This window comes from Pseudohalocynthiibacter sp. F2068 (assembly GCF_023015645.1).
Lineage (GTDB): Bacteria > Pseudomonadota > Alphaproteobacteria > Rhodobacterales > Rhodobacteraceae > Pseudohalocynthiibacter > Pseudohalocynthiibacter aestuariivivens.
Map to the genome: position 1 here is coordinate 252,902 of NZ_JALKAK010000002.1, position 20,796 is coordinate 273,697.

Annotated in this window: 21 protein-coding genes; 7 read left to right on the forward strand and 14 right to left on the reverse strand. The window is 52.1% G+C overall.

The window, feature by feature from the left end; all coding sequences use genetic code 11:
• Window positions 1–26: 26 nt before the first annotated feature.
• The gene (locus MWU63_RS03560) at window positions 27–710 is read right to left on the reverse strand and encodes a DnaA/Hda family protein (RefSeq protein WP_213887426.1); all 684 of its coding nucleotides are present in this window, start codon (window positions 708–710) and stop codon (window positions 27–29) included.
• 3 nt (window positions 711–713) lie between these two features.
• Window positions 714–1,781: an AI-2E family transporter gene (locus tag MWU63_RS03565; RefSeq protein WP_213887427.1), complete on the reverse strand. Its 1,068-nt coding sequence runs from the start codon at window positions 1,779–1,781 to the stop codon at window positions 714–716.
• Between the two features lie 260 nt (window positions 1,782–2,041).
• Between MWU63_RS03565 and MWU63_RS03570 the strand changes: the two genes are divergently transcribed.
• From MWU63_RS03570 to MWU63_RS03585, 4 genes are all read left to right on the forward strand, one after another.
• A complete protein-coding gene (locus tag MWU63_RS03570; RefSeq protein ID WP_213887428.1) occupies window positions 2,042–2,281 on the forward strand; it encodes a hypothetical protein in 240 nt (79 codons plus the stop codon).
• A gap of 207 nt (window positions 2,282–2,488) precedes the next feature.
• The gene (locus MWU63_RS03575; protein WP_213887429.1) at window positions 2,489–2,695 is read left to right on the forward strand and encodes a hypothetical protein; all 207 of its coding nucleotides are present in this window, start codon (window positions 2,489–2,491) and stop codon (window positions 2,693–2,695) included.
• 237 nt (window positions 2,696–2,932) lie between these two features.
• Complete coding sequence (locus MWU63_RS03580) at window positions 2,933–3,139, forward strand: hypothetical protein (RefSeq protein ID WP_213887430.1); 207 nt, start codon at window positions 2,933–2,935, stop codon at window positions 3,137–3,139.
• A gap of 42 nt (window positions 3,140–3,181) precedes the next feature.
• Window positions 3,182–3,397 carry a hypothetical protein gene (locus MWU63_RS03585; protein ID WP_213887431.1) on the forward strand — a complete coding sequence of 72 codons (216 nt, stop codon included), beginning with the start codon at window positions 3,182–3,184 and terminating at the stop codon, window positions 3,395–3,397.
• Window positions 3,398–3,472: 75 nt separating this feature from the next.
• On the opposite strand, the gene MWU63_RS03590 is transcribed toward MWU63_RS03585, so the two are convergent.
• The 8 genes from MWU63_RS03590 to xdhA are packed head-to-tail and all read right to left on the reverse strand — an operon-like array spanning window position 3,473 to window position 13,514.
• A complete protein-coding gene (locus MWU63_RS03590) occupies window positions 3,473–4,546 on the reverse strand; it encodes a BMP family ABC transporter substrate-binding protein (RefSeq protein WP_213887432.1) in 1,074 nt (357 codons plus the stop codon).
• On the reverse strand, window positions 4,533–5,300 hold the full coding sequence (locus MWU63_RS03595; RefSeq protein WP_213887433.1) for an ion transporter: 768 nt from the start codon (window positions 5,298–5,300) through the stop codon (window positions 4,533–4,535). Before MWU63_RS03595 ends, MWU63_RS03590 begins: the two co-directional genes overlap by 14 nt.
• A gap of 21 nt (window positions 5,301–5,321) precedes the next feature.
• Entirely contained in the window at window positions 5,322–6,254 is a 933-nt protein-coding gene (locus MWU63_RS03600; RefSeq protein WP_213887434.1) for an ABC transporter permease, read from the reverse strand.
• Window positions 6,254–7,336, reverse strand: coding sequence for an ABC transporter permease (locus MWU63_RS03605; protein WP_213887435.1), 1,083 nt, complete (start codon window positions 7,334–7,336; stop codon window positions 6,254–6,256). The genes MWU63_RS03600 and MWU63_RS03605 overlap by 1 nt, the downstream gene beginning before the upstream one ends.
• On the reverse strand, window positions 7,329–8,855 hold the full coding sequence (locus MWU63_RS03610; RefSeq protein ID WP_247076980.1) for an ABC transporter ATP-binding protein: 1,527 nt from the start codon (window positions 8,853–8,855) through the stop codon (window positions 7,329–7,331). Before MWU63_RS03610 ends, MWU63_RS03605 begins: the two co-directional genes overlap by 8 nt.
• The gene (gene xdhC, locus MWU63_RS03615) at window positions 8,852–9,796 is read right to left on the reverse strand and encodes a xanthine dehydrogenase accessory protein XdhC (protein ID WP_213887436.1); all 945 of its coding nucleotides are present in this window, start codon (window positions 9,794–9,796) and stop codon (window positions 8,852–8,854) included. Before xdhC ends, MWU63_RS03610 begins: the two co-directional genes overlap by 4 nt.
• A complete protein-coding gene (gene xdhB, locus MWU63_RS03620) occupies window positions 9,793–12,138 on the reverse strand; it encodes a xanthine dehydrogenase molybdopterin binding subunit (protein ID WP_213887437.1) in 2,346 nt (781 codons plus the stop codon). Before xdhB ends, xdhC begins: the two co-directional genes overlap by 4 nt.
• The gene (gene xdhA / locus MWU63_RS03625; protein ID WP_213887438.1) at window positions 12,135–13,514 is read right to left on the reverse strand and encodes a xanthine dehydrogenase small subunit; all 1,380 of its coding nucleotides are present in this window, start codon (window positions 13,512–13,514) and stop codon (window positions 12,135–12,137) included. Before xdhA ends, xdhB begins: the two co-directional genes overlap by 4 nt.
• Window positions 13,515–13,833: 319 nt before the next feature.
• Here xdhA and MWU63_RS03630 point away from each other — a divergent pair, with 319 nt between their 5' ends.
• Complete coding sequence (locus tag MWU63_RS03630; protein WP_213887439.1) at window positions 13,834–14,271, forward strand: hypothetical protein; 438 nt, start codon at window positions 13,834–13,836, stop codon at window positions 14,269–14,271.
• Window positions 14,272–14,324: 53 nt separating this feature from the next.
• On the opposite strand, the gene MWU63_RS03635 is transcribed toward MWU63_RS03630, so the two are convergent.
• On the reverse strand, window positions 14,325–14,738 hold the full coding sequence (locus MWU63_RS03635; RefSeq protein ID WP_348646212.1) for a GFA family protein: 414 nt from the start codon (window positions 14,736–14,738) through the stop codon (window positions 14,325–14,327).
• 203 nt (window positions 14,739–14,941) lie between these two features.
• On the opposite strand from MWU63_RS03635, the gene dnaE reads away from it, so the two are divergent.
• On the forward strand, window positions 14,942–18,394 hold the full coding sequence (gene dnaE, locus MWU63_RS03640) for a DNA polymerase III subunit alpha (protein WP_213887441.1): 3,453 nt from the start codon (window positions 14,942–14,944) through the stop codon (window positions 18,392–18,394).
• 61 nt (window positions 18,395–18,455) lie between these two features.
• Here dnaE and MWU63_RS03645 read toward each other — a convergent pair whose 3' ends face one another.
• Both MWU63_RS03645 and MWU63_RS03650 read right to left on the reverse strand, forming a co-directional pair.
• Entirely contained in the window at window positions 18,456–18,662 is a 207-nt protein-coding gene (locus MWU63_RS03645; protein WP_213887442.1) for a SlyX family protein, read from the reverse strand.
• Between the two features lie 54 nt (window positions 18,663–18,716).
• Window positions 18,717–19,490 (reverse strand): phenylalanine 4-monooxygenase, encoded by a 774-nt coding sequence (locus MWU63_RS03650; protein ID WP_213887443.1) that lies wholly within the window; start codon window positions 19,488–19,490, stop codon window positions 18,717–18,719.
• 105 nt (window positions 19,491–19,595) lie between these two features.
• On the opposite strand from MWU63_RS03650, the gene MWU63_RS03655 reads away from it, so the two are divergent.
• On the forward strand, window positions 19,596–20,054 hold the full coding sequence (locus tag MWU63_RS03655) for an Lrp/AsnC family transcriptional regulator (RefSeq protein ID WP_213887444.1): 459 nt from the start codon (window positions 19,596–19,598) through the stop codon (window positions 20,052–20,054).
• Between the two features lie 28 nt (window positions 20,055–20,082).
• Here MWU63_RS03655 and MWU63_RS03660 read toward each other — a convergent pair whose 3' ends face one another.
• Entirely contained in the window at window positions 20,083–20,748 is a 666-nt protein-coding gene (locus tag MWU63_RS03660; RefSeq protein WP_247076982.1) for an HAD family hydrolase, read from the reverse strand.
• Window positions 20,749–20,796: the final 48 nt, after the last annotated feature.

A 20,796-nucleotide genomic window follows, 5' to 3' on the forward strand; every position in this document is an offset into this window, starting at 1 on the left:
ACAAAATTTGTGACTTTCAGATGACTTTATGCGCTGTTGCGGGTGTCATTGTCCAGCACGCTTGCTGCCAGCGCGCGGCTGACGGCACACCCCCTGCTAAGCGCAGCTTTATCAAGAGTGTCTACAATTTCCTTGGCAGTGGAAAAACTGCGGTCCATTCGGCGTAGCAAATAGGGTAACAAATTTGGCGGTACATCGATTTGCCGGTCGGAAAATAGTTTTATCATAACCGCGCAAAGCAGCGCGTCGTCAGGCTCTTCAAGGGTTACAACAGGGGTGCCTTGCATGCGGCTTTCAAGATCGGGTAAAGAAAGTGTCCACTTTGCCGGAGCTGTTTGAGCCGTAAGCAACAAACTATGCCCATTCGCAAGAACCAGATTATGAAGGTGGAACAAGATTTGTTCGGCATCACTGTTGCCCGCGATCTGGCAAACGTCCTCTACGGCGACGTGATTATTTGCCGATGTGCTGATGTCAATATCACCGAGTTCGCGGGCACGAAGGATGTGAGCGCCAGCTTCTTTTGCCCAGACGTGCGAGAGATGTGTCTTGCCAGACCCTTCCGCCCCGATAAGTGCCATCTTCTGCCCTGGCCAGTTGCGCCAGTTTTCCAAGGTTTCAACAGCAACGGTATTTGCTGCTGACACAAAAAAGTCTTCGCGTTCCTGCGCTGATTTGGCTGGCAGATCAAAGGTCAATTGAACTGGCATAGGTTAGGTTTCGTCTGAATCGCTAAGGCCGCGATACAAACGGCTGCCGTGATAGCGCGTAACGGCAAAGCGGGTCACAACGCCAATTGAGGCAGCAACCGGAACCGCGACGAGCATCCCGACAAAGCCGAACAGCGTACCGAAAGCAGACAATGCAAAAATCAGCCAAACCGGGTGCAGGCCAACACTTGACCCGACAAGCTTTGGTGTCAGTACATTCCCTTCAATTACTTGACCAAAGGCAAATATTCCTCCCACAGCCGCAAGCGACCACCAGTCACCCCAAAACTGAAAAACGCCAAGCCCGAGTGCAAGAGCACCGCCAACCAAAGCACCGACATAAGGGATGAAGGTCAGCAGACCGGCAATAAATCCGGCGACAAGCCCGTATTGCAGACCAACGAACATAAGCGCACCGGCATAAAAGGTCCCTAAAATCAGGCAGACCGTACCTTGACCACGAATGAAAGACGCAAGTGTTTGGTCTATTTCAGATGCTAGCTGGCGAATAACAGGTGCGTGATCGCGGGGTAAAAGAGAGTCAATCCTGGTGACCATGCGATCCCAGTCCAGCAGCAGGTAGAAGGCGACAACCGGAACGATAATAAGCAGTACAACAACGTTGATCAGGCTGAGAGCGGAACTAATGATCCCGTTCAAAAACGCGCCACCGCGCGCCTGTATGGTCTCGCCAAGTCCAACAAGGGATCGGCGTAATGTTGAATCCGCGTCCATCAGGGACGGGACCTTTTCGGTGAGGAACTCTTGCAAATCTGTAAACAATCTGGGTGCCGTGTTGACCAATGCGATTGCCTGTTGAACAAGCGTTGGAATGATCAACAGGGCCATCAGAATAAAGACCAACAGTGCACAGACCGTTATGATTGTTGTTGCAAGTACACGCGAACATCCCGCTGCTTCGAGACGATCAGCGACCGGATCCAGAAAATAGGCAATTGCCCCGCCCAGAACGAAAGGCAAAATAACGTTTCCTAGGTACCATAGTAAGATCAGGAATACCGCTGCTGATATGCCCCAGTATTTTAATTGTTGTTGTACGGGCAGGCCCATAGTTCACCTCATAAGACACACCTTGTCTTCGCCCAAGACGCTTAGTGATGCAAGTGTGTCGACGGTTCGTATCTGAGTGATGTCAAGTTGCTGGCGTAGCTTCGGTGCATTTTCACAGCTTCCTTCGTGCGCAGATGCACTGAAAAGACGCAATGTTCACGTATCTGTGCATTGTTTTCGGCGCATTGCCGCCCCAAATCCATCGCACGGGAAACAAAACCTCCCAATCAAAATTTAAAATTAACCTAAAGGAACACGCTATGAAACGCATTGTCCTGACAAGTGCTTTCGTTCTTTCGCTTGCAGCCCCCACGTTTGCTGAGGACGCAGCAGAGTTTAACCTTTTGATCGTTGCTGCATCAAAGGGCACACAGGAGCAATCCTATAATTTTGCTGGCACTTCTGTTTCTGCCTCAGATGGGATCACGGCCCAAAGCCTCTATTTCGAGAGCCTGCAGGGATACAAACCTGCGGATTTTTTCAAACAGCATGTCGAATAAGAAAGGTAGCCTGAATGCATAAATCTTTCTTAGCGCGGTGGCTCAAAACTCAAACTTTAGCGCGCACAGCGAGATGTGCATAAACGCACGTAAATGTAAAAAATATCACAAAACTGTGCATTGAAGTTGGGAGCCGCTACCACCAATTCCAGATCATGGGACGCAACTGACCCAGACAAATACGAAATTCAACTTAAGGAACACACCATGAAACGTATCACATTGAGCACCGCTCTTGTCCTCTCCTTTGCAGCGCCGGCTTTGGCAGAAGATGCAGCTGAGTTTAACCTTCTGATCGCATCTGCTGAAAAAACTGAAAAAGTCGTTCAGACGAACCACGCAGCAATGTCAGTCTCCAGCTCAGGCAACGTGAATGCACACAGTAATGTCTTTCACGAGCCTGTTGGTCGGTAACTTACCTTTTAATTATTGGTAAATTTACGAGCGAAGGGTCCCCGGATTGAGGGCCCTTTTCTCTCCTCCAAAGTAAGTGATGGGGAATGGCGCTCACAATTTTGTGTGCGGAAAAACACCGATGCCACGCAATGCTCACGCACCTGTGCGTTGTAGTGAGAACGCTTTAATCCCATCTGAATTCCACGGGACGTCAAAGTCCTAACCAAATACCAACCCAACTCTAAGGAGTACGTTATGAAACGCATCGCTCTTACAACCGCTCTAGCCCTTTCATTTGTAGTACCAGCCGTTGCCGAGGACGCAGCTCAGTTCAATATTTTGCTGCAGTCATCGCAAAAAACAGCTGCTTCTGCATCAACGAAAGTGACAACTATGTCAGTTTCAAGCACAAGCGGCTCAAACGCGCGCAGTAATGTCCATCACGAGCCTGTCGGACGTTAATATTCTCGGAAAATGCCGGGTAAATTCAATAAGGAGCACACTATGAAACGTATCGCTCTCTCGACTGCTCTCGTCTTCTCGCTAGCCGCCCCCGTTTTGGCAGAGGATGCAGCAGAGTTTAACCTGCTTATTGCAGCGGCAAAGCAGAGCCGCATTGAAGCAATCAACGCATCGGCCGATTGGGCTGGTGTTACGGTTTCAAGCACAAACAGCTCTGCTGATCGCAGCAATGTGTTTGGCGAACCAACCGGGCGCTAAACTATTTAATTTAAAGTTACACTACAAAATAAAAGGCCCCCGAAACCGGGGGCCTTTTTTTCGATGGTATCAGGATCAGTTCGGTACGTCGCCTTCAATACCTTCAACGTAAAAATTCATTCCTGCGAGCGTTCCGTCATCGGCAACTTCGCCATCTGCAAGCCAGACAGAGCCGTCCTGTTTGTTTAACGGTCCGGTGAAGGGGTGGTAGTCGCCCGCTGCGATAGAGTCAGCCAACGCCTGCGCCTCTGCCTGTATGTCCGCTGGGATCCGATCAGAGAATGCGCCGATTTTTACCATACCAGGGGCAATTCCGTCCCATGTGCTAACGGACTCCCATGTGCCATCAATTTGCGCCTGAACTCGCGCGATGTAGTAGGGTTCCCAGTTGTCGATGATAGAGGAAAGTCGTGCTGTCGGCCCAAACTGGAGCATGTCAGATGCCTGACCAAAGGCCATGATGCCTCGTTCTTCAGCAATCGTCATCGCGGCCGGTGAATCGGTATGTTGCATGATCACGTCAACACCCTGTTCAATAAGCGCGGTGGCCGCATCAGCCTCTTTCGACGGATCAAACCATGTGTAAACCCAGACTATTTTGAACTCTACATCCGGGTTCACCTTCTTTGCGTGAATATAGGCAGAGTTTATGCCGCGGATAACTTCAGGAATTGGGAATGAAGCAATATAGCCAACTTTGTTGGATTCTGTCATCCGGCCCGCGATTGTTCCGATAACAGCGCGGCCTTCGTAGAACCGGGCTGAATAGGTCGAAACGTTATCTGCATTTTTGTAACCGGTCGCGTGTTCAAAGTGCACATTCGGAAATTTTGCAGCAACGTTAATTGTTGGATCCATATATCCAAATGATGTCGTGAAGATCAGATCATGACCGGACAAGGCCATCTGGGTAAGTACCCGTTCAGCATCCGCACCTTCGGGCACACTTTCGACAAAAGTTGTTTCGACAGCATCGCCAAAGTGTTCTTCGACGGCAAGCCGCCCCTGATCATGTTCGTACGACCAACCAAAGTCGCCGACAGGGCCAACATAAACAAAGCCAACTTTCGCAGGCTCGGCAGCGGCGGTAGTTGCAGCCAGACCAAGCGCCACAGCGGCACAGGTAAGTATCGATTTAAGAGGTTTCATTCGGGTCTTCCTTTTTGGTTATTTCAGTATTACGTTTGTTTTTTCGTGGTTTCACGGTGTTTTGAGTTTCTAAAAGTGCCGCTGTGATGATGGCTGAGGGAACGGCAACAATTCCCAGCCCGATAAACAGGACGAAACTTGTAAATATACGGCCGCCGGTCGTGATCGGAAAAAGATCACCGTAACCCACAGTCGTAAAAGAGGCGACGGCCCACCATAGGCTTTGCGGTATTGACGAAAACGCATCGGGCTGAGCATCGTGTTCAAACAAGTAGATACCAACCGCACTAACATAAAGCATGAGGGCTGATAGAACGCCAAAGACGATCAGTTCTCCTTTCACCAGCGTTAAAGCACGACCAAGACGATCTAATGCAACTGATGTGCGAAACAGTTTCAACAACCTTACAAGCCGGATTAACCGTATCGTGCGAACAACCTGCCATTGGGGTTGCAACAGCGCGATCGCAGGCAGGCAGGACATCAGATCGATGATACCCCAGAAACTAAACGCATATTTGACCGGATGCTTCGAGCAGGTCAGACGCAAGACATATTCAGCAACGAAGACCAACAAGATGAAGACTTCAAAGTCATAGAGAAGCCTTGTGAAAATCGGTGGTAGACCATTCACGGTTTCCAGCGCGATCGCGATAGCAGAAAGCACAATCAGCGAATGTAGCGCCAGAGCGACGTTGTTTCCCCAGCGCTCGTGCGTTCCGTCGAGCAGTTCTACTATTGCGTGGCGCCTCACCCTGCGTCCTTTTTTAATTCCTCAGCTGGTCGCATGAAACACTTTGCCGAGCGACGCTGGCGCAGACAACGCTGCACGCGATTTATCGGCTGACATTATGACCAGCACGATTATGGTTATCAGATAAGGCGCCATGGACAAGTATTCGACAGGAATATCTGCACCTGCGACCTGCAAGTTTAGCTGCAAACCTGTCACGCCGCCGAAAAGGTAGGCACCCAGCAGTACGCGCCATGGTTTCCAACTGCCGAAAACCACAATCGCAAGAGCGATCCAGCCTGCACCTGCGGTCATGCCTTCGGTCCATTGCGGTACACGGATCAGGCTAAGATATGCCCCGCCAAGGCCAGCACAGGCCCCGCCAAACATGATTGCAAGAAGGCGGATGCGGACCACTTTGTAACCCAGCGCGTGTGCAGCTTCGTGGTTTTCACCAACGGCGCGCACGACCAGGCCGATGCGGCTATACTTCAATGCAGCCCATACGAGGGCAACCAGACCGATTGAGACGTAGACCATCAGGTCATGGTTAAACAAAATCGGACCAAGAACAGGAATGTCAGAGATCAGTGGCATATCCAGCTTGAACGTCGAAGGCGGTTTGATCCCCGCGTAGCTTTGCCCAAGAAGCGCTGACAGGCCCAACCCGAACAAGGTTAGCGCTAGTCCGGTTGCAACCTGGTTGGCTAACAAAATTTGCGTCAACACACCAAATATCAGTGATAGCAAGGCACCCCCGATAGCGGCCGCAATGAAACCAAAAAACGGGCTACCTGTTTCAACGGCAACAGCAAAACCACAGATCGCGCCTGTGATCATCATTCCTTCCACACCAAGGTTCAATACGCCGGATTTTTCGGCAACCAGTTCGCCCGTAGCGGCAAGCAGGATCGGTGTCGCCGCTACCATCAATGTAGCGATCAGAACGACGGGATTAATTGTTGAAAGATCCATTACGCGGTCTCCGCTGTGCCAATGCGAACGCGGAAGTTCGACAGAACATCGCTCGCGAGAATGAAGAAAAGAAGCATGCCCTGAAACGCCTTGATAGACGCCGCAGGCAGGCCAAGGTTTGATTGGGCGATATCGCCACCAACAGACGTCAGCGCAAGAAGCATGCCGGCAAACAATATGCCAACCGGGTGCAATCGGCCCAAGAAAGCCACAATGATTGCAGTAAAGCCGAGGCCCTGATTGAAATCGACACTGATCTGGCCCATCGGGCCTGCGACCTCAAACATCCCTGCGACACCTGCAAGCGCACCTGAAAGTCCCATACAAAATATGATCAGAAGGTTTGGGCGTACCCCTGCGAAGCGGGCCGCGCGTGGCGCCTGACCCGTTAGCCGGATCTGGTACCCAATGATGTGACGGTTCAGCAAAACATATGCGGCAATCACAGCAAGCAGCGCTGCGATCACGCCCCAGTGGATGCCCGTGCCAGCAATAATTTCTGCGTTTGATGCTGCTTCATACTGCTGAAGGTTGCGTGACCCCGGAAAGCCGTGACCTTCCGGATTTTTCAGCAAACCAAAAGAGACAGAGGACAGGATGTGTTCGGCCACATAGACCAACATCAGTGAAACAAGAATTTCGTTGGTGCCAAAGCGGGTCTTCAACAATGCTGGGATTAGCGCCCACAGCATGCCGCCAAAAGCACCGGCAATGACCATTAGCGGGAAGATAAACCAGTAATCGGCTGGATAAAACGCAAGCCCGGCACCGGCTCCGAAAATTGCACCTAGAATAAACTGCCCTTCAGCTCCGATGTTCCAGACTCCTGCCCGAAAACCTAAAGACAAGCCTATGCCAATCAGGATCAGTGGTGCGGCCTTAATTAGTATCTGTGGGCGATAGTACCACGCAAATTCACTGAACAGCGGGTCCCAGAAAATTGTCCGGATCGCCTCGATCGGGGCTTTGCCCAGCAGCGCAAACAAAAGACCACCTGCGATCATCGTCGCGACAACGGCAATGATGGGGGTAAGCAGCGTCCAAAACTGCGAAGGTTGTGGGCGTTTCTCAAGCCTAAACATGGGCAACCTCCATACCGTGTGCGCCGCCCATCATCAGGCCGATCTCGTTAATTGTCAGTCCGAGCGCAGGACGCGGCTCTGTCAGGCGGCCTTCGTTCAATGCAGCAAAGCTGTCTGATATTTCCATAAGTTCATCCAAATCCTGACTGATCACGATAACTGCAGCGCCTTCGGCCGTCAGGTCGAGCAGCGACTGGCGGATCGCAGCTGCGGCAGAAGCGTCAACACCCCAGGTCGGTTGGTTCACAACCAACACGTCCGGGCGTTGCAGGACCTCGCGACCAACCACAAATTTCTGCAAATTCCCACCAGACAAAGATCTGGCCGCATTGCCTGCTCCGGGTGTGCGTACATCAAATTCCTCAATTACCTTTTCCGCGAATGCGCGGATCGCGGGCCATTTCAGGAATCCGTGGTTTGTCAGTTTTTCGCGAATTGCACCTGTCAGCAGCGCGTTTTCTGTAAGGCTCATGTCAGGCGCTGCTGCGTGGCCAAGCCGTTCTTCGGGCGCTGCAAGTATTGCAAGGTGTCTGCGTTCATTTGGACCCAGCGTGCCAACTGGTGTTCCGTTGACTAAAACGGCACCTGCATCCGCGCGAACCTCGCCTGACAGGGCGGCGAGTAGTTCATCCTGCCCATTCCCGGCAACGCCGCAGATGCCCAGCACTTCACCAGCACGGACTGTGAAACTCACATTTTTCAGGGACGTACCAAAGGCGTTGGGGGACTCAGCGGACAGGTTTTTGACTTCCAGCACTACATCACCAACGTCGCGCGGTGCACGCACCGGGACGTGAAGAATCTGGCCAACCATCATTTCTGCAAGCTCAGTCGCTGTTTTCTCACGTGGGTTACACGTGCCAACAACTTTCCCAAGCCGCAAAACGGTTGCGCTGTCACACAGGTTACGGATTTCTTCAAGCTTATGAGAAATATAAAGAATTGCAGTTCCTTCTGCAGAGAGTTTGCGCAGGGTTTCGAACAGGATTTCTACTTCTTGAGGGGTCAGGACGCTGGTTGGCTCGTCCATGATCAAAAGTTTCGGGTCCTGTAAAAGACAACGAATGATTTCCACCCGCTGACGTTCACCCGCCGAAAGGTTTCCCACGATAGCAGCCGGATCAAGCGGCAAACCATAAGTCTCACTTACGTCGCGAATACGGGCAGCCAACTGGCTTTGTGGAGGTGGATTCTCCATTCCAAGAGCAATGTTTTCGGCAACATTAAGTGCATCAAACAACGAAAAATGTTGGAACACCATCGCAACCCCGTCTGCGCGGGCTGCGCGTGGCTCGGATGGCTCATATGGTGCACCGCGAAGTGTCATGCTGCCAGAATCCGGGCGCACAAGACCGTAAATCATTTTTACGAGCGTTGATTTTCCGGCACCATTCTCGCCAAGCAAGGCGTGCACTTCGCCTTCGGCAATTGTGAAGGAAACATCGCTGTTGGCGACGACGCCGGGATAGGCTTTGGTCAGCCCGTCAACCGTCAACAATATGGGGGCGGTTTGGGTCACGATGCGATCTCCTTGGGTGTGTCGAGTTGCGTGCGCATTTGCAAAAAGGTTTGTGCAACACTGATGGCAATGGCTTGTGGTTCTTTGCCAAGCGCGGGATCACCAATCGGGCAGGTGATGCGGTTGATCTGTGTCTTGGTATGACCCAGTGAAGCAAGGCGCTTTTTAAAGCGCGCCCATTTGGTGGCGGAACCGATGAGACCAAGGCTTGCGAAGGGACGAGACAGAAGGCTATGGCAAAGCTCCAAATCCAGAGCATGGCTATATGTCATGACCAAATGATGCGCATCCGGGGGTGCGTAGGAACTTAGCGAAGCGGGATTGGCGGCGATAACCGGCACCACACCATCAGGCAAAGATTCAGGAAATTTTTCAGGACATGTGTCTATCAGCGTAACAGTGTATGGCGATAGCGGTGCCAGAACCGACGCAAGCGCACGGCCAACGTGGCCGGCCCCGTAAATCCAGACAGGTATGGGACGTGGTGAAATGGTTTCTGCAACCCAACCATCCGTGTACATCGGGGCGTCTGCGGCTTCACTAGCCGAGCGAAGCAACGTCGCGGGTACAACCGAAGCCGCGTCTGGTTTGACCGGGCGCATGAAGACACCTTCAACACCACCGCGATCGGGCAGGTCTTCAGATGCAAATCTTTCCAGAAGAAGCGTCACCGACCCGCCGCAGCATTGACCGAGCGCTGGGCCCAGCGGTTTTGTCTGCACCAGCGTGATCGATTGGTCGCCCAACATTCTGCGCGCTTCCGATGTTGCGTCATATTCCAACGCGCCACCGCCTATGGTGCCAGACTGGCCCGTTTCCCAGACCAGCATTGCTGCCCCGGCTTCACGAGGGGCGGAGCCACGTGTGCTGAGCACAACAACACGGATAACAGGCCCATGTTCAGCAAGCGTTGCTGAGAGTTTGGCGCGATCTATGCTCATGCCGCACCTCGTTGTCTTGCAACTGCTGCCAGCACATGTTCTGCTGTTGCGGGTGCATCAAGTGACACATATTCAGAGCCGTCACCGCAGGCAGCGATTGCATCCGAAAGCGCCATAAGAACAGAAATTCCATGCATAAAAGGAGGCTCGCCAACAGCTTTTGACCGATAGATCGTATCTTCCCGGTTCGGTGTATCAAACAGCGAAACGTTAAACACGTCCGGACGGTCCGAACAGGCAGGAATCTTATAAGTCGAAGGCGCGTGTGTCCGAAGCTGGCCCTTGTCATCCCAGACCAATTCTTCGGTTGTGAGCCAGCCTGCACCCTGCACAAAGCCGCCTTCAACCTGCCCAATATCCAGCGCCGGGTTAAGCGAAGCGCCGGCATCATGCAGAATGTCAGTGCGTAAAATGCGGTTTTCCCCGGTCAAGGTGTCAATCACTACCTCGGAAACAGCGGCGCCGTAAGCAAAATAAAAGAATGGCCGCCCACGACCGGCAATCCTGTCCCACTTAATTTCAGGTGTCTTATAAAACCCTGTTGCAGACAGGCTGACGCGGTTTTCATAGGCAAGTTTCGCAACCTCTTCAAAGCTGTAGCTTTCGCTGCCAACCAATACTTTGTCATCTGCGAAGACAACATCAGAGGCAGATGCCTGATGACGCTCTGCTAAAAACTCAGCCATTCTTTCCCGGATCGTGTCACACGCGGCCTTTACAGCCATTCCGTTCAGATCAGATCCGGAAGACGCTGCCGTCGCCGAGGTATTCGGAACTTTCGCGGTATCGGTTGCCGTGATCTTGATCTTTTCAAGGCTGACACCAAACCGGCTGGCCGCGACCTGTGCCACCTTCTGAAACAAACCCTGGCCCATTTCAGTGCCACCATGGTTCATATGGACCGAGCCATCCTGATAGACATGCACCAATGCACCTGCCTGATTAAGATGGGTCAACGTGAAGCTGATGCCAAATTTGACCGGGGTGAGTGCTATACCCTTTTTCAGTACCGGATTCGCAGCATTCCACTTCACAATTGCTGCACGCCGCTTTTGGTATTCGGATGTTTCGGCCAGTTTTTTCGCCAAGGCGTTGATAACACAATCTTCAATCGGTTGATGATAGGGCGTTGTTTGTTTTTCTGCTGTTTTCTCCATTCCGGAAGTATCCCCGCCGGAGGCTCCGGTGCTTGCACCATGCGCATCGCTGTAAAAGTTGACGGAGCGTACGGCAAAGGGATCGGCTTTCAGATGTGCTGCTATGTGGTCCATCACACGCTCTATACCAAGAACGCCCTGCGGCCCGCCAAATCCACGATAGGCCGTGGCGGATTGCATGTTGGTACGTAAACGGTGGCTTTCGATCCGCGCATTTGGCAGATGATAGGCATTGTCGGCATGAAGCATTGCCCGGTCAGCGACAGGTAAGGATAAATCCAACGCCCAACCACAACGCGTCATCTGATTAAAGGTGATGCCCTCAATCTGGCCGTTGTCATCAAAACCAACTTTATATGTGATGCGAAAATCATGGCGTTTCCCGGTGATGACCATGTCATCATCCCGGTCATAACGCATTTTGCACGGGCGGTTTGTAAGTCGCGCGGCAACCGCACAGCCGACGGCCAGCGCATTACCCTGACTTTCCTTGCCACCAAAGCCGCCGCCCATGCGCCGGATTTCTACCCGCACAGAATGCATCGGCTGGCCAATCGCCTCGGCCACTTTGTGCTGAATTTCAGTTGGGTGCTGCGTTGAGGAATGCACCAGCATGTCCCCGCCTTCGAGCGGCAGCGCGAGGGCGGCTTGCCCCTCAAGGTAAAAATGCTCTTGTCCGCCCATTTCGAGCGTACCTTCAATCACATGAGGTGCTTTTGCCAGCGCGGCCTCTGCGTCCCCTTTGCTATAGATGCGCGGCCCGTCCTCAAAACGGCTGTTCGCGGCAAGCGCTTCTTCGATTGAAAAAATCGCAGGTTTTTCGATGTACTTGATTTTGCCGAGCTTCGCAGCCTTGCGCGCGGCAAGGTGACTATTCGCAACGACCATGAATATCGGTTGGCCGACATAGTGCACCGGTCCGTCGGACAACAATGGCTCGTCATGGACAGATGGCGACACGTCATTTGCGGCTGGTAAATCCTCGGCTGTCAGAACGGCAACAACGCCGTTTGCAGCGCGAACCGCCGCAAGATCGATTGCTGTAAATTCGCCATGCGCAATTTCGCTCAGGCCAAATGCCAGATGCAGGCAGTTCGCAGGTGTCGGAATGTCATCTACATAGCGGGCCTGACCAGTGACATGCAGGCGTGCTGCGTCATGAGGGAGGGATGTTGCAACACTCATGCGCGGACCTCCAGAACATTTGTCGCAGTGCCTTCGGTCTCGGCAAAAAAGCGATCCAGAAGGTTTTGCGCAGATTGAAGCCGATACGTCGCAGAAGCGCGCATATCACTTAATGGAGTGAAATCTTTGGTGAAGGCCGGGCGGGCCGCTGCAATTGTTTCTGCTGTCCAAGGCTGGCCAATAAGTGCGGCTTCAACATGCGAGGCGCGCTTTGGTATTCCGGCCATACCACCAAAGGCGATCCGGACGGCCGTAACCTGATCGTGTTCGATCATAATGTTAAAACATCCGCAGACCGCAGAAATATCCTGATCAAAGCGTTTTGAGATTTTGTAACACCGAAGATGATCGGGCTGGCGTGGAATGCTGATTGCTTCAACAAACTCTCCGGGTTCGCGGTCTTGTTTGCCATAGTCTATAAAGAAGTCCTCAAGCGACAGGCTGCGCCGCCTGTCTCCCTTGCGCAGATAAAGCGTGGCACCAAGCGCGATCAAGGCGGGTGGGCCGTCCCCAATTGGGGAACCGTTGGCAATATTACCCCCTATAGTTGCCGCATTACGCACCTGAGTGGAGCCATAGCGGCGGATCATCTCGGCAAATGACGGGTGGTGTTCCGACATTAGTGTACCAAGATCGGTGATGGTAACCCCGGCGCCTATGTGAATGTCTTCGTCGGAAACTGAAGTATCTTTCAGATCTTGAACACCATTCAAAAAAGCAACCGGGCCAAGATCGCGCAATTGCTTGGTAACCCAAAGCCCGACGTCCGTTGCGCCACCAATCAGAGTTGCGTCTGGATGTGCCTCATACCACTGGGCCAACTCGTCTGCAGTGCGTGGCAATGCCAGAGTGTCGCTTTCGATCGGCTCGGCAATCGGCGTGTCTGGAGCGCCAGAAAGCCAAACCGGTACGGGTTCGCTCGCGGCTGTTTTTGCAGCCTGAACAATCGGCGCATACCCGGTGCAGCGGCAGAGGTTGCCAGCAAGCTGATCATCATAGTCGGTAGCGCCATTCAAATGTGCTGTGGCCATCGACATCACAAAACCTGGCGTGCAGAACCCGCATTGGGACCCGTGATGGTCTACCATGGCCTGTTGCACAGGGTGTAGTTCACCATCCGGTCCACTCAGGCCCTCAACCGTACGAACAGATTTGCCGTTCAACTGCGGCAGAAACAGGATACAGGCGTTCATTGCCCGCACACCAGTTTCGTCGCTGACCATGACAGTGCAGGCCCCGCAATCGCCTTCGTTGCAGCCTTCCTTTGTTCCAGTCATGCCTTTATCTTCGCGTAACCAGTCAAGAAGTGTGCGTGTCGGCGACGCGTTGGTCAGACAGACAGAATCCCCATTCAAGAGAAACGCAATCTGGCTCATGAGTTTTCCAATGTCGCTTTCTGTTTGGAGGGATGTTACCCTCTTTGCGCTGGCCCGATGCGACGTAAAGCCAGTGGCGCCTTCCCTATTGTGCTTTCAGGAAAGCTGCAAAATCGTCTTGTGGCAAGAAATGAATCGCTGCTGAGGCGAAAAAGAGTTTCAAGATTTTCAATCTAATCGATAGATTTTGTGATTTTACTGGAAAATATATGTGCAAACAAAGTTTAAAGTTTTCAAAATGGCCGCTTGGCAATAGGCTATCTTAACTATTGGTTTATGGACCTAAAACAAGCATCGGCAGGCAAACAGGAGACCCGTCATGGCACGTATTTTTTTCTTAGCACTTTTTTCAGCAAGTCTTTTAAACGTCTCTGCGGCGTCTGCGCAGAGCATTAAATTTGGCGATGACAATGGTGATTACGCTCTTGATTCCGAATGTGATGACCCACGGTTTGTTGGCTGGGGCGTGGCAACATCCACGAGCGAAGAGAATATAATGCATGACGCATCAGATTGTCAGAAGCTGTTTAATCTGGGCCAGATCCGGCTAAACCGCACGAAAGAGCAATCAAATGTTTCCGAATGTGCGATGATCAATTTTGGCGACAACAGCTCAGAATGGGCGCGGGACAATGAATGCGATGACCCCCGGTTCACGGGTGGCCGCGCAGACGACATTCTGAATTTCGAAGATATCGGTGCTGACGCTGACGACTGTCAGTTGCTTTGTCGGAATGGAACAATCTGGCTTCGTTGAAGCGGGTTTGGCTCGGCGTTAGTAGGGTGCGAAAGCTGTAGTTCAGGACGTGATTAACCTCTGGTGTAATCTGGCCCGATACACGTTGGTAGATTATCAGCAAGTTTCAACCAAGGAAGCTTTTCCTCGTAGGCAACGTGGAGCGTTGGTTCAAATTTCTCTGGTTCGTCCATTGCGGCTACATAGAGGTGCATGACACCCGACATTTTTTCTGATCGAAACGAAAGCGGCGTGCCGCAGTTTTCGCAGAAGGTTCTTTCGACACCCGGAGATGATTTATAGACTTTGGGTGCTTCGCTGGTCCATCGCCATTGAGTGTCTAGCACGCCAATATAGGTTGTCATTGGCGCAGAGCACTGCCTTCGGCAACTTTCACAATGGCAGTTGACGCAAGTTTGGACAGGTGGGTCGACTTCGAACCTGGTGGCTCCACACAAACAACGACCGCGCATCTTTGATCTCCTCATAAATATTGCAAGTTTCAAGGCGCGAATGGCTCGGGTCGCATTCAAATGCGTATCGATAATGGACACTGGCGACACTTTTGGGGAAAGGGTTTTACACCAACTCCCGCAGAGCGGACTTTACCATATTGCTGTCTCTCTTTATTTCGTTGCAGCACGCAGTTTATCTGGTTTCCCTGAAAAGCATCGGTCGCTAAGCTGACGCCATGACTGCTGATCCCCGATTCATTCACCTGCGCGTCCATACGGAATACTCTCTTCTAGAGGGTGCCGTTCCCGTCAAAAAACTGCCCGGCCTTTGCGCAAAACATGAAATGCCAGCGGTTGCGATCACTGACACCAACAACATGTTCGCCGCATTGGAGTTTTCTGTCACCGCGTCAGAGGCGGGGGTGCAACCCATCATTGGCTGTCAAGTCGATCTGAGTTTTGATAAGGCTGCCCCCGGCGAACGGCCACGGCCACCGGCTGCTGTTGTATTGCTTGCGAAAAACGAAGCTGGCTATGAAAACCTGATGAAGCTTTCTTCGTGCCTTTACGTCGATGCCGGGGAGGAGCTCCCACAAGTCACTTTGGAAGAGCTTGAGGCGCATTCAGGTGGTTTGATTTGCTTGACGGGTGGGCCTGAAGGCCCGGTTGGGATGTTTTTGCAAAACGGTCAAGGTCCAAAAGCCCAAGCGCTTATGGATCAACTGAAAGCAGCTTTTGCAGACCGTTTATATGTTGAACTGCAGCGTCATCCGGGCGAGGGCGGGCAGTGCACTGAAGCAGAGCGTGCAACCGAACGCGGACTGGTGGAAATGGCCTATGCAATGGACCTGCCACTTGTTGCAACGAATGATGTCTATTTCCCAAACACTGAAATGTACGAGGCGCATGATGCGCTGATCTGCATCGCTGATGGAGCATATGTAGATCAGCAAGAACCGCGCCGCCGATTGACACCGCAACACTATTTCAAATCCCCGCAGGAAATGGCAACACTGTTTGCCGATCTGCCGGAAGCTTTGGAAAACACGGTAGAGATCGCCAAGCGTTGTGCGTTTCAGGCGTACCGGCGTGACCCCATCCTACCAAAGTTTGCGGATGACGAAGTGGAAGAGCTTCGCCGTCAGGCAAATGCAGGACTGAAAGAGCGTTTGGCCGTCATTCCGCACGCAGCGTCTGTTGAAGAGTATCAGGCGCGGTTGGATTTTGAGCTTGATATCATCGTCGGAATGGGGTTCCCTGGTTACTTTCTGATTGTTGCGGACTTTATTCATTGGGCTAAAGATCATGGTATTCCTGTTGGCCCCGGTCGGGGGTCTGGCGCTGGTTCGCTTGTGGCCTATGCGCTGACGATCACCGACCTTGACCCGCTACGCTATTCGCTTCTGTTTGAGCGATTCCTGAACCCAGAACGCGTTTCGATGCCGGATTTTGACATCGATTTCTGTATGGATCGCCGGGAAGAGGTTATCCGCTATGTGCAGGAAAAATATGGCCGTGACAAAGTCGGGCAGATCATAACTTTCGGTGCTTTACTGAGTAAGGCCGCTGTGCGCGATATTGGCCGTGTCTTACAGATGCCATACGGGCAGGTGGATCGAATCTCCAAAATGATCCCGGTCGAAGGTGTTAAGCCTGTCTCAATCCACAAAGCACTTGAGGATGAACCGCGCCTTCGTGAAGAGGCGCGCAATGAGGAAGTGGTCAAGCGATTGCTCGACTACGGAATGCAGGTCGAAGGGTTGTTGCGGAATGCGTCGACCCACGCGGCCGGTGTTGTGATTGGCGACAGACCGCTTGAGGCATTGGTGCCGCTTTATCAAGACCCGCGCTCTGATATGCCCGCGACCCAGTTCAACATGAAATGGGTAGAGCAGGCCGGACTGGTCAAGTTCGACTTCCTGGGATTGAAGACGCTGACGGTGATCCAGAATGCGCTTGATCTGTTAAAACTGCGCGGTGTCGAGATTGATATTGGCACAATCCCTCTGGATGATGAGGCGACGTACAAGCTCTATGCCGCCGCGAAAACGGTTGCAGTATTCCAGGTGGAATCCAGCGGCATGATGGATGCGCTGAAACGGATGAAGCCGACCTGTATCGAAGATATCGTCGCCCTAGTCGCGCTGTATCGTCCTGGTCCGATGGAAAATATTCCAACCTATTGCGAGGTGAAGAACGGCCTGAAAGAGCTCGAGTCAATTCATCCGCTGATCGACCATATCCTTGAGGAAACCCAAGGTATCATCGTCTATCAGGAACAGGTGATGCAGATTGCGCAGGTCATGGGGGGCTATACGCTTGGTGGCGCTGACCTCTTGCGTCGCGCGATGGGGAAGAAGATCAAGGAAGCGATGGACGCGGAGCGTCCCAAATTTGAAGCCGGCGCCAAAGCCAATGGCGTTGATAAGAAAAAGGCGAGCGAAGTTTTCGATCTTCTCGAAAAGTTTGCGAACTACGGTTTCAACAAATCACACGCTGCCGCATATGCGGTGGTTAGCTACCAGACTGCGTGGCTCAAGACGAACTACCCGGTAGAGTTTATGGCCGGGGTCATGAACTGCGATATTCATTTGACAGACAAGCTCGCGGTTTATGCCGAGGAGGTACGAAAACCACTGGATCGTGACGGTTTGGGGATCGAAATTGTTCCGCCTTGCGTCAACCGTTCTGAAGCGATGTTCAGCGTGTCAGAAGGTTGTGTCGTTTATGCGCTGGGCGCTCTTAAGAATGTTGGTGCAGATGCAATGGGTCTGGTTGTTGAAGGGCGTGGTGACAATCCCTTCGTGACGCTGTTCGATATGGCGCGCCGCGTTAATCTGAAGCGTGTCGGCAAAAGACCGATGGAGATGCTGGCGCGTGCAGGTGCTTTTGATGAGCTCGACAAGAACCGCAGACGTGTCTTTGACAGCCTTGATGCGTTGGTAAACTACTCAGCCGCGATTCACGAACAGCGCGCGTCTAGTCAGGTTTCGCTGTTTGGTGAAGCTGGCGATGATTTGCCGGAGCCACGCTTGTCACCTGTTGAAGACTGGCTTCCAGCCGAGCGTCTGGGCGAAGAGTTCAAGGCAATCGGGTTCTATCTGTCAGGCCATCCGCTTGATGACTATGCACTGGCACTTAAGCGCAAAAAGGTGATGACCCTTGCCGAGCTTGAAGAAAAGGCCAAGGCTGGCGCAATGATTGCTAAGTTGGCGGGTACGATCGCCGGGCGGCAGGAGCGGAAATCTGCACGTGGGAACAGGTTTGCCTTTGCGCAGCTTTCTGACACGACGGGTGGCTACGAAGTTACCATTTTTTCAGACGTTCTTGAAAAGGCGCGTGATTATCTTGAGGTTGGTGCAAATGTTGTTGTGACTGTCGAGGCGAAGATGGAAAGCGATCAGCTGAAGCTGTTGGCGCGTGGGGTCCAGCCGATAGACAATGTCGTATCCGATGTCGGCTCTATGGGGCTGAAGGTCTATGTTGACGGGGCCGAGGCGATACCCGCCGTTGCATCTGTACTGAGCCGGGCCGAAGCACGATCAAGAGGGCCAGTAACCCTTTGCTTGCTCGATCCAACGTTGCCTGGCGAAGTCGAGATTTCGCTGGAACAGGATTTTCCAGTTAACATGCAAATAAAAAGCGCAGTCAAAAGCCTGACCGGCGTTGTGATGGTCGAAGAAATCTAATCTCTGGATGCGACCAAAACTATCAAATTGCTGCCCTCTACTTCTGGACAACGGATTGAGTTTACCAGTGCGGCGGTTTCTGATCCGCCAACATGGCCTGTCCACCATGCTCCAGTTCGCGTTCCGCTGAACGTTCCATCAGCATTCTGACTCTGTTTGTGAGCAATGAAATCTCATTTTCCTGCCGGGCAACGACATCAGATAAATCCTCGACCGTGCGGGTCAGGTGGGCAATCTGTTCTTCAAGTATGGTCAGGGTGTTGGACATAGGGTCTCATACCGTGCGCAATAGGGGCTGAGCAAGCCGGATTACGCCGCGCTGTCATGTAGCGCTAGGCAGGTCGCCTTTGGTTTTAGCGTCGTTGATCAGTGTTTCAAAGTCGGCCTCAAGCGACATCGCAAGTTCATGAAAACTGTCGATCACGAAGTAAACAGGTTGTAGAATGTCTATGCGATAAGGCGTGCGCAGGACTTCTTTCATGTCAAAGGGTCGAAGGGTCGCTGCGCCATTTGTCGCATGGTCTGCTTCTGAGGGTGACGATGCAATACCAGCACCGTAGGCGCGCGGTCCGTCCGGCGTGTCAATCATACCAAACTCAACCGTAAACCAGAACAGTCGGAACATATGCCAAGAATAGTCTTTCCCAAGCGACAGCGCGCGCTTTCCGAACCCTTCGATGAAATCACAATAAGCAGCGTCGGTCAGCAACGGGCAATGGCCAAAGACCTCGTGAAAAAGATCAGGCTCTTCAATATAGTCGATATCCTCGCGGCGGCGCAGGAACGTGGCAATTGGGAACTTGCGTTGAGACAGAAGTGTGAAGAACCGTGTTGGCGGAATGATCGCCGGTACACCTTCGACACCCGCCCCGGTAAGCTGTGATAGCTGGGCATCAATGTCTGCGACTTGCGGCACTCGGTGTTTCGTGAGCCCCAGCTTTTCAATGCCCTGAAAATAGGCTGGCGTGATACGGTTCTTCAGAAATTCGATCTGACGCTCGAACAATTCCCCCCAAACGGCAATTTCTTCATCTGTATAATGATAGCGACCGTTCTGATCCGGCATATTGGATGAATATGGGCGTTTTTCAGGCATAGAAGTTCCTTTTTCACAGCATAGTTTCTATGGAATGGGGCTTATTTCCAAAGACCTCTGGAAAACACTCGAATTTGAGTGAAATTTCCAGTAATATGCGAAATTATGAAATTTAATGATAATGAAAAAGCGATATTGCGAGAAATTCAGCGCGATTCATCTGCCTCTTTGGCAGAAATTGCAGAACGCACAAACATGGCGCAAAGTACAGTTTGGCGAAAACTGCAGGAGTTTGATGCAGCGGATATCGTGCGCAAGCGGGTGGCTTTGCTGAATCCGGCCGCGGTTGATGCCAAGTTGTGCGTTTTCGCAAGTGTTTCTCTCGCAGATCATTCCGCAGAAGCTGTTGAAGGGTTTGCGGCGATGGTTCGGCTCCACCCCGAAATTCTGGAATGTCATGCGCTGTCAGGTACATCCGACTACATCCTGAAAATAAGAGTCGCCGATGTCGAGGCCTATGAGGAATTCATGACCCACAACTTGCTGCGCAATCCACATGTACAGTCGGTAGTATCGAGCTTTTCCTTGAAGGAAATGAAATCTACAACCGAGCTACCTGTTTAAAAACTCCATCTACTTGCAGTGCTCGATTTCATAAAGCGATCTCCAAAAGTTCTGTCAGGCTGCCGATCACAGTAAAGGCACCGGAATTTTTGAGTTTTTCCGCGTGGCCGTTCATGCAATGCGACCCTCCATCAAAACCGATACAGGCCATTCCGGCAGCGCGTGCGGCGGTAACACCTGCGACGCTATCTTCGATCACAAGACAATTACTGGGTGCAGACTTCATCTCACGGGCAGCAAATTCAAAGATATCGGGGTGTGGCTTGCCGCGTGCGACAAGATTGGCGGAATAGATATGCGGATAGGCAAGCTCATAAAGTGCTGTTTCTATCAAACCCAGAGCCAGTTTTGTCGGCGAAGAACTTGACGCGATACATTTTGTTGTCTTCAGCGAACTCAGCACCTCACGCGCACCTGTTATTGCATGCAGTTCTGTTCGGTACTTTTGGAAAACCAGTTTCTTGATATCTTCGTCAAACCTTTCCGGTAGCGGGCGACCAAGCTTGGCCTCTACTTCGGCATATAGCGACGCATCCGGGACGCCTGTATAAAGCTGGATGACCTCTTCGGTGGTGATTGGGTATCCGGCTTTTGTCAAAGCTTCGGCGTTTGCAGAAGAAGAAATGATTTCACTGTCAATCAAGACGCCGTCGCAGTCAAAAACCACCAGTTCGAAGTTTTGTTGAATTGTCATCAGGCCGTTATAATTGTTGTTTCAGTATATACAATGCGGGCATTGCTT

Bases quoted from the DNA above. Each gene is read 5' to 3' on its own strand.
- MWU63_RS03560 (WP_213887426.1), bottom strand. From the start codon at position 710: ATGCCAGTTCAATTGACCTTTGATCTGCCAGCCAAATCAGCGCAGGAA.
- MWU63_RS03565 (WP_213887427.1), bottom strand. From the start codon at position 1,781: ATGGGCCTGCCCGTACAACAACAATTAAAATACTGGGGCATATCAGCA.
- MWU63_RS03570 (WP_213887428.1), top strand. From the start codon at position 2,042: ATGAAACGCATTGTCCTGACAAGTGCTTTCGTTCTTTCGCTTGCAGCC.
- MWU63_RS03575 (WP_213887429.1), top strand. From the start codon at position 2,489: ATGAAACGTATCACATTGAGCACCGCTCTTGTCCTCTCCTTTGCAGCG.
- MWU63_RS03580 (WP_213887430.1), top strand. From the start codon at position 2,933: ATGAAACGCATCGCTCTTACAACCGCTCTAGCCCTTTCATTTGTAGTA.
- MWU63_RS03585 (WP_213887431.1), top strand. From the start codon at position 3,182: ATGAAACGTATCGCTCTCTCGACTGCTCTCGTCTTCTCGCTAGCCGCC.
- MWU63_RS03590 (WP_213887432.1), bottom strand. From the start codon at position 4,546: ATGAAACCTCTTAAATCGATACTTACCTGTGCCGCTGTGGCGCTTGGT.
- MWU63_RS03600 (WP_213887434.1), bottom strand. From the start codon at position 6,254: ATGGATCTTTCAACAATTAATCCCGTCGTTCTGATCGCTACATTGATG.
- MWU63_RS03605 (WP_213887435.1), bottom strand. From the start codon at position 7,336: ATGTTTAGGCTTGAGAAACGCCCACAACCTTCGCAGTTTTGGACGCTG.
- xdhC (WP_213887436.1), bottom strand. From the start codon at position 9,796: ATGAGCATAGATCGCGCCAAACTCTCAGCAACGCTTGCTGAACATGGG.
- xdhB (WP_213887437.1), bottom strand. From the start codon at position 12,138: ATGAGTGTTGCAACATCCCTCCCTCATGACGCAGCACGCCTGCATGTC.
- xdhA (WP_213887438.1), bottom strand. From the start codon at position 13,514: ATGAGCCAGATTGCGTTTCTCTTGAATGGGGATTCTGTCTGTCTGACC.
- MWU63_RS03630 (WP_213887439.1), top strand. From the start codon at position 13,834: ATGGCACGTATTTTTTTCTTAGCACTTTTTTCAGCAAGTCTTTTAAAC.
- MWU63_RS03635 (WP_348646212.1), bottom strand. From the start codon at position 14,738: ATGAGGAGATCAAAGATGCGCGGTCGTTGTTTGTGTGGAGCCACCAGG.
- dnaE (WP_213887441.1), top strand. From the start codon at position 14,942: ATGACTGCTGATCCCCGATTCATTCACCTGCGCGTCCATACGGAATAC.
- MWU63_RS03645 (WP_213887442.1), bottom strand. From the start codon at position 18,662: ATGTCCAACACCCTGACCATACTTGAAGAACAGATTGCCCACCTGACC.
- MWU63_RS03650 (WP_213887443.1), bottom strand. From the start codon at position 19,490: ATGCCTGAAAAACGCCCATATTCATCCAATATGCCGGATCAGAACGGT.
- MWU63_RS03655 (WP_213887444.1), top strand. From the start codon at position 19,596: ATGAAATTTAATGATAATGAAAAAGCGATATTGCGAGAAATTCAGCGC.
- MWU63_RS03660 (WP_247076982.1), bottom strand. From the start codon at position 20,748: ATGACAATTCAACAAAACTTCGAACTGGTGGTTTTTGACTGCGACGGC.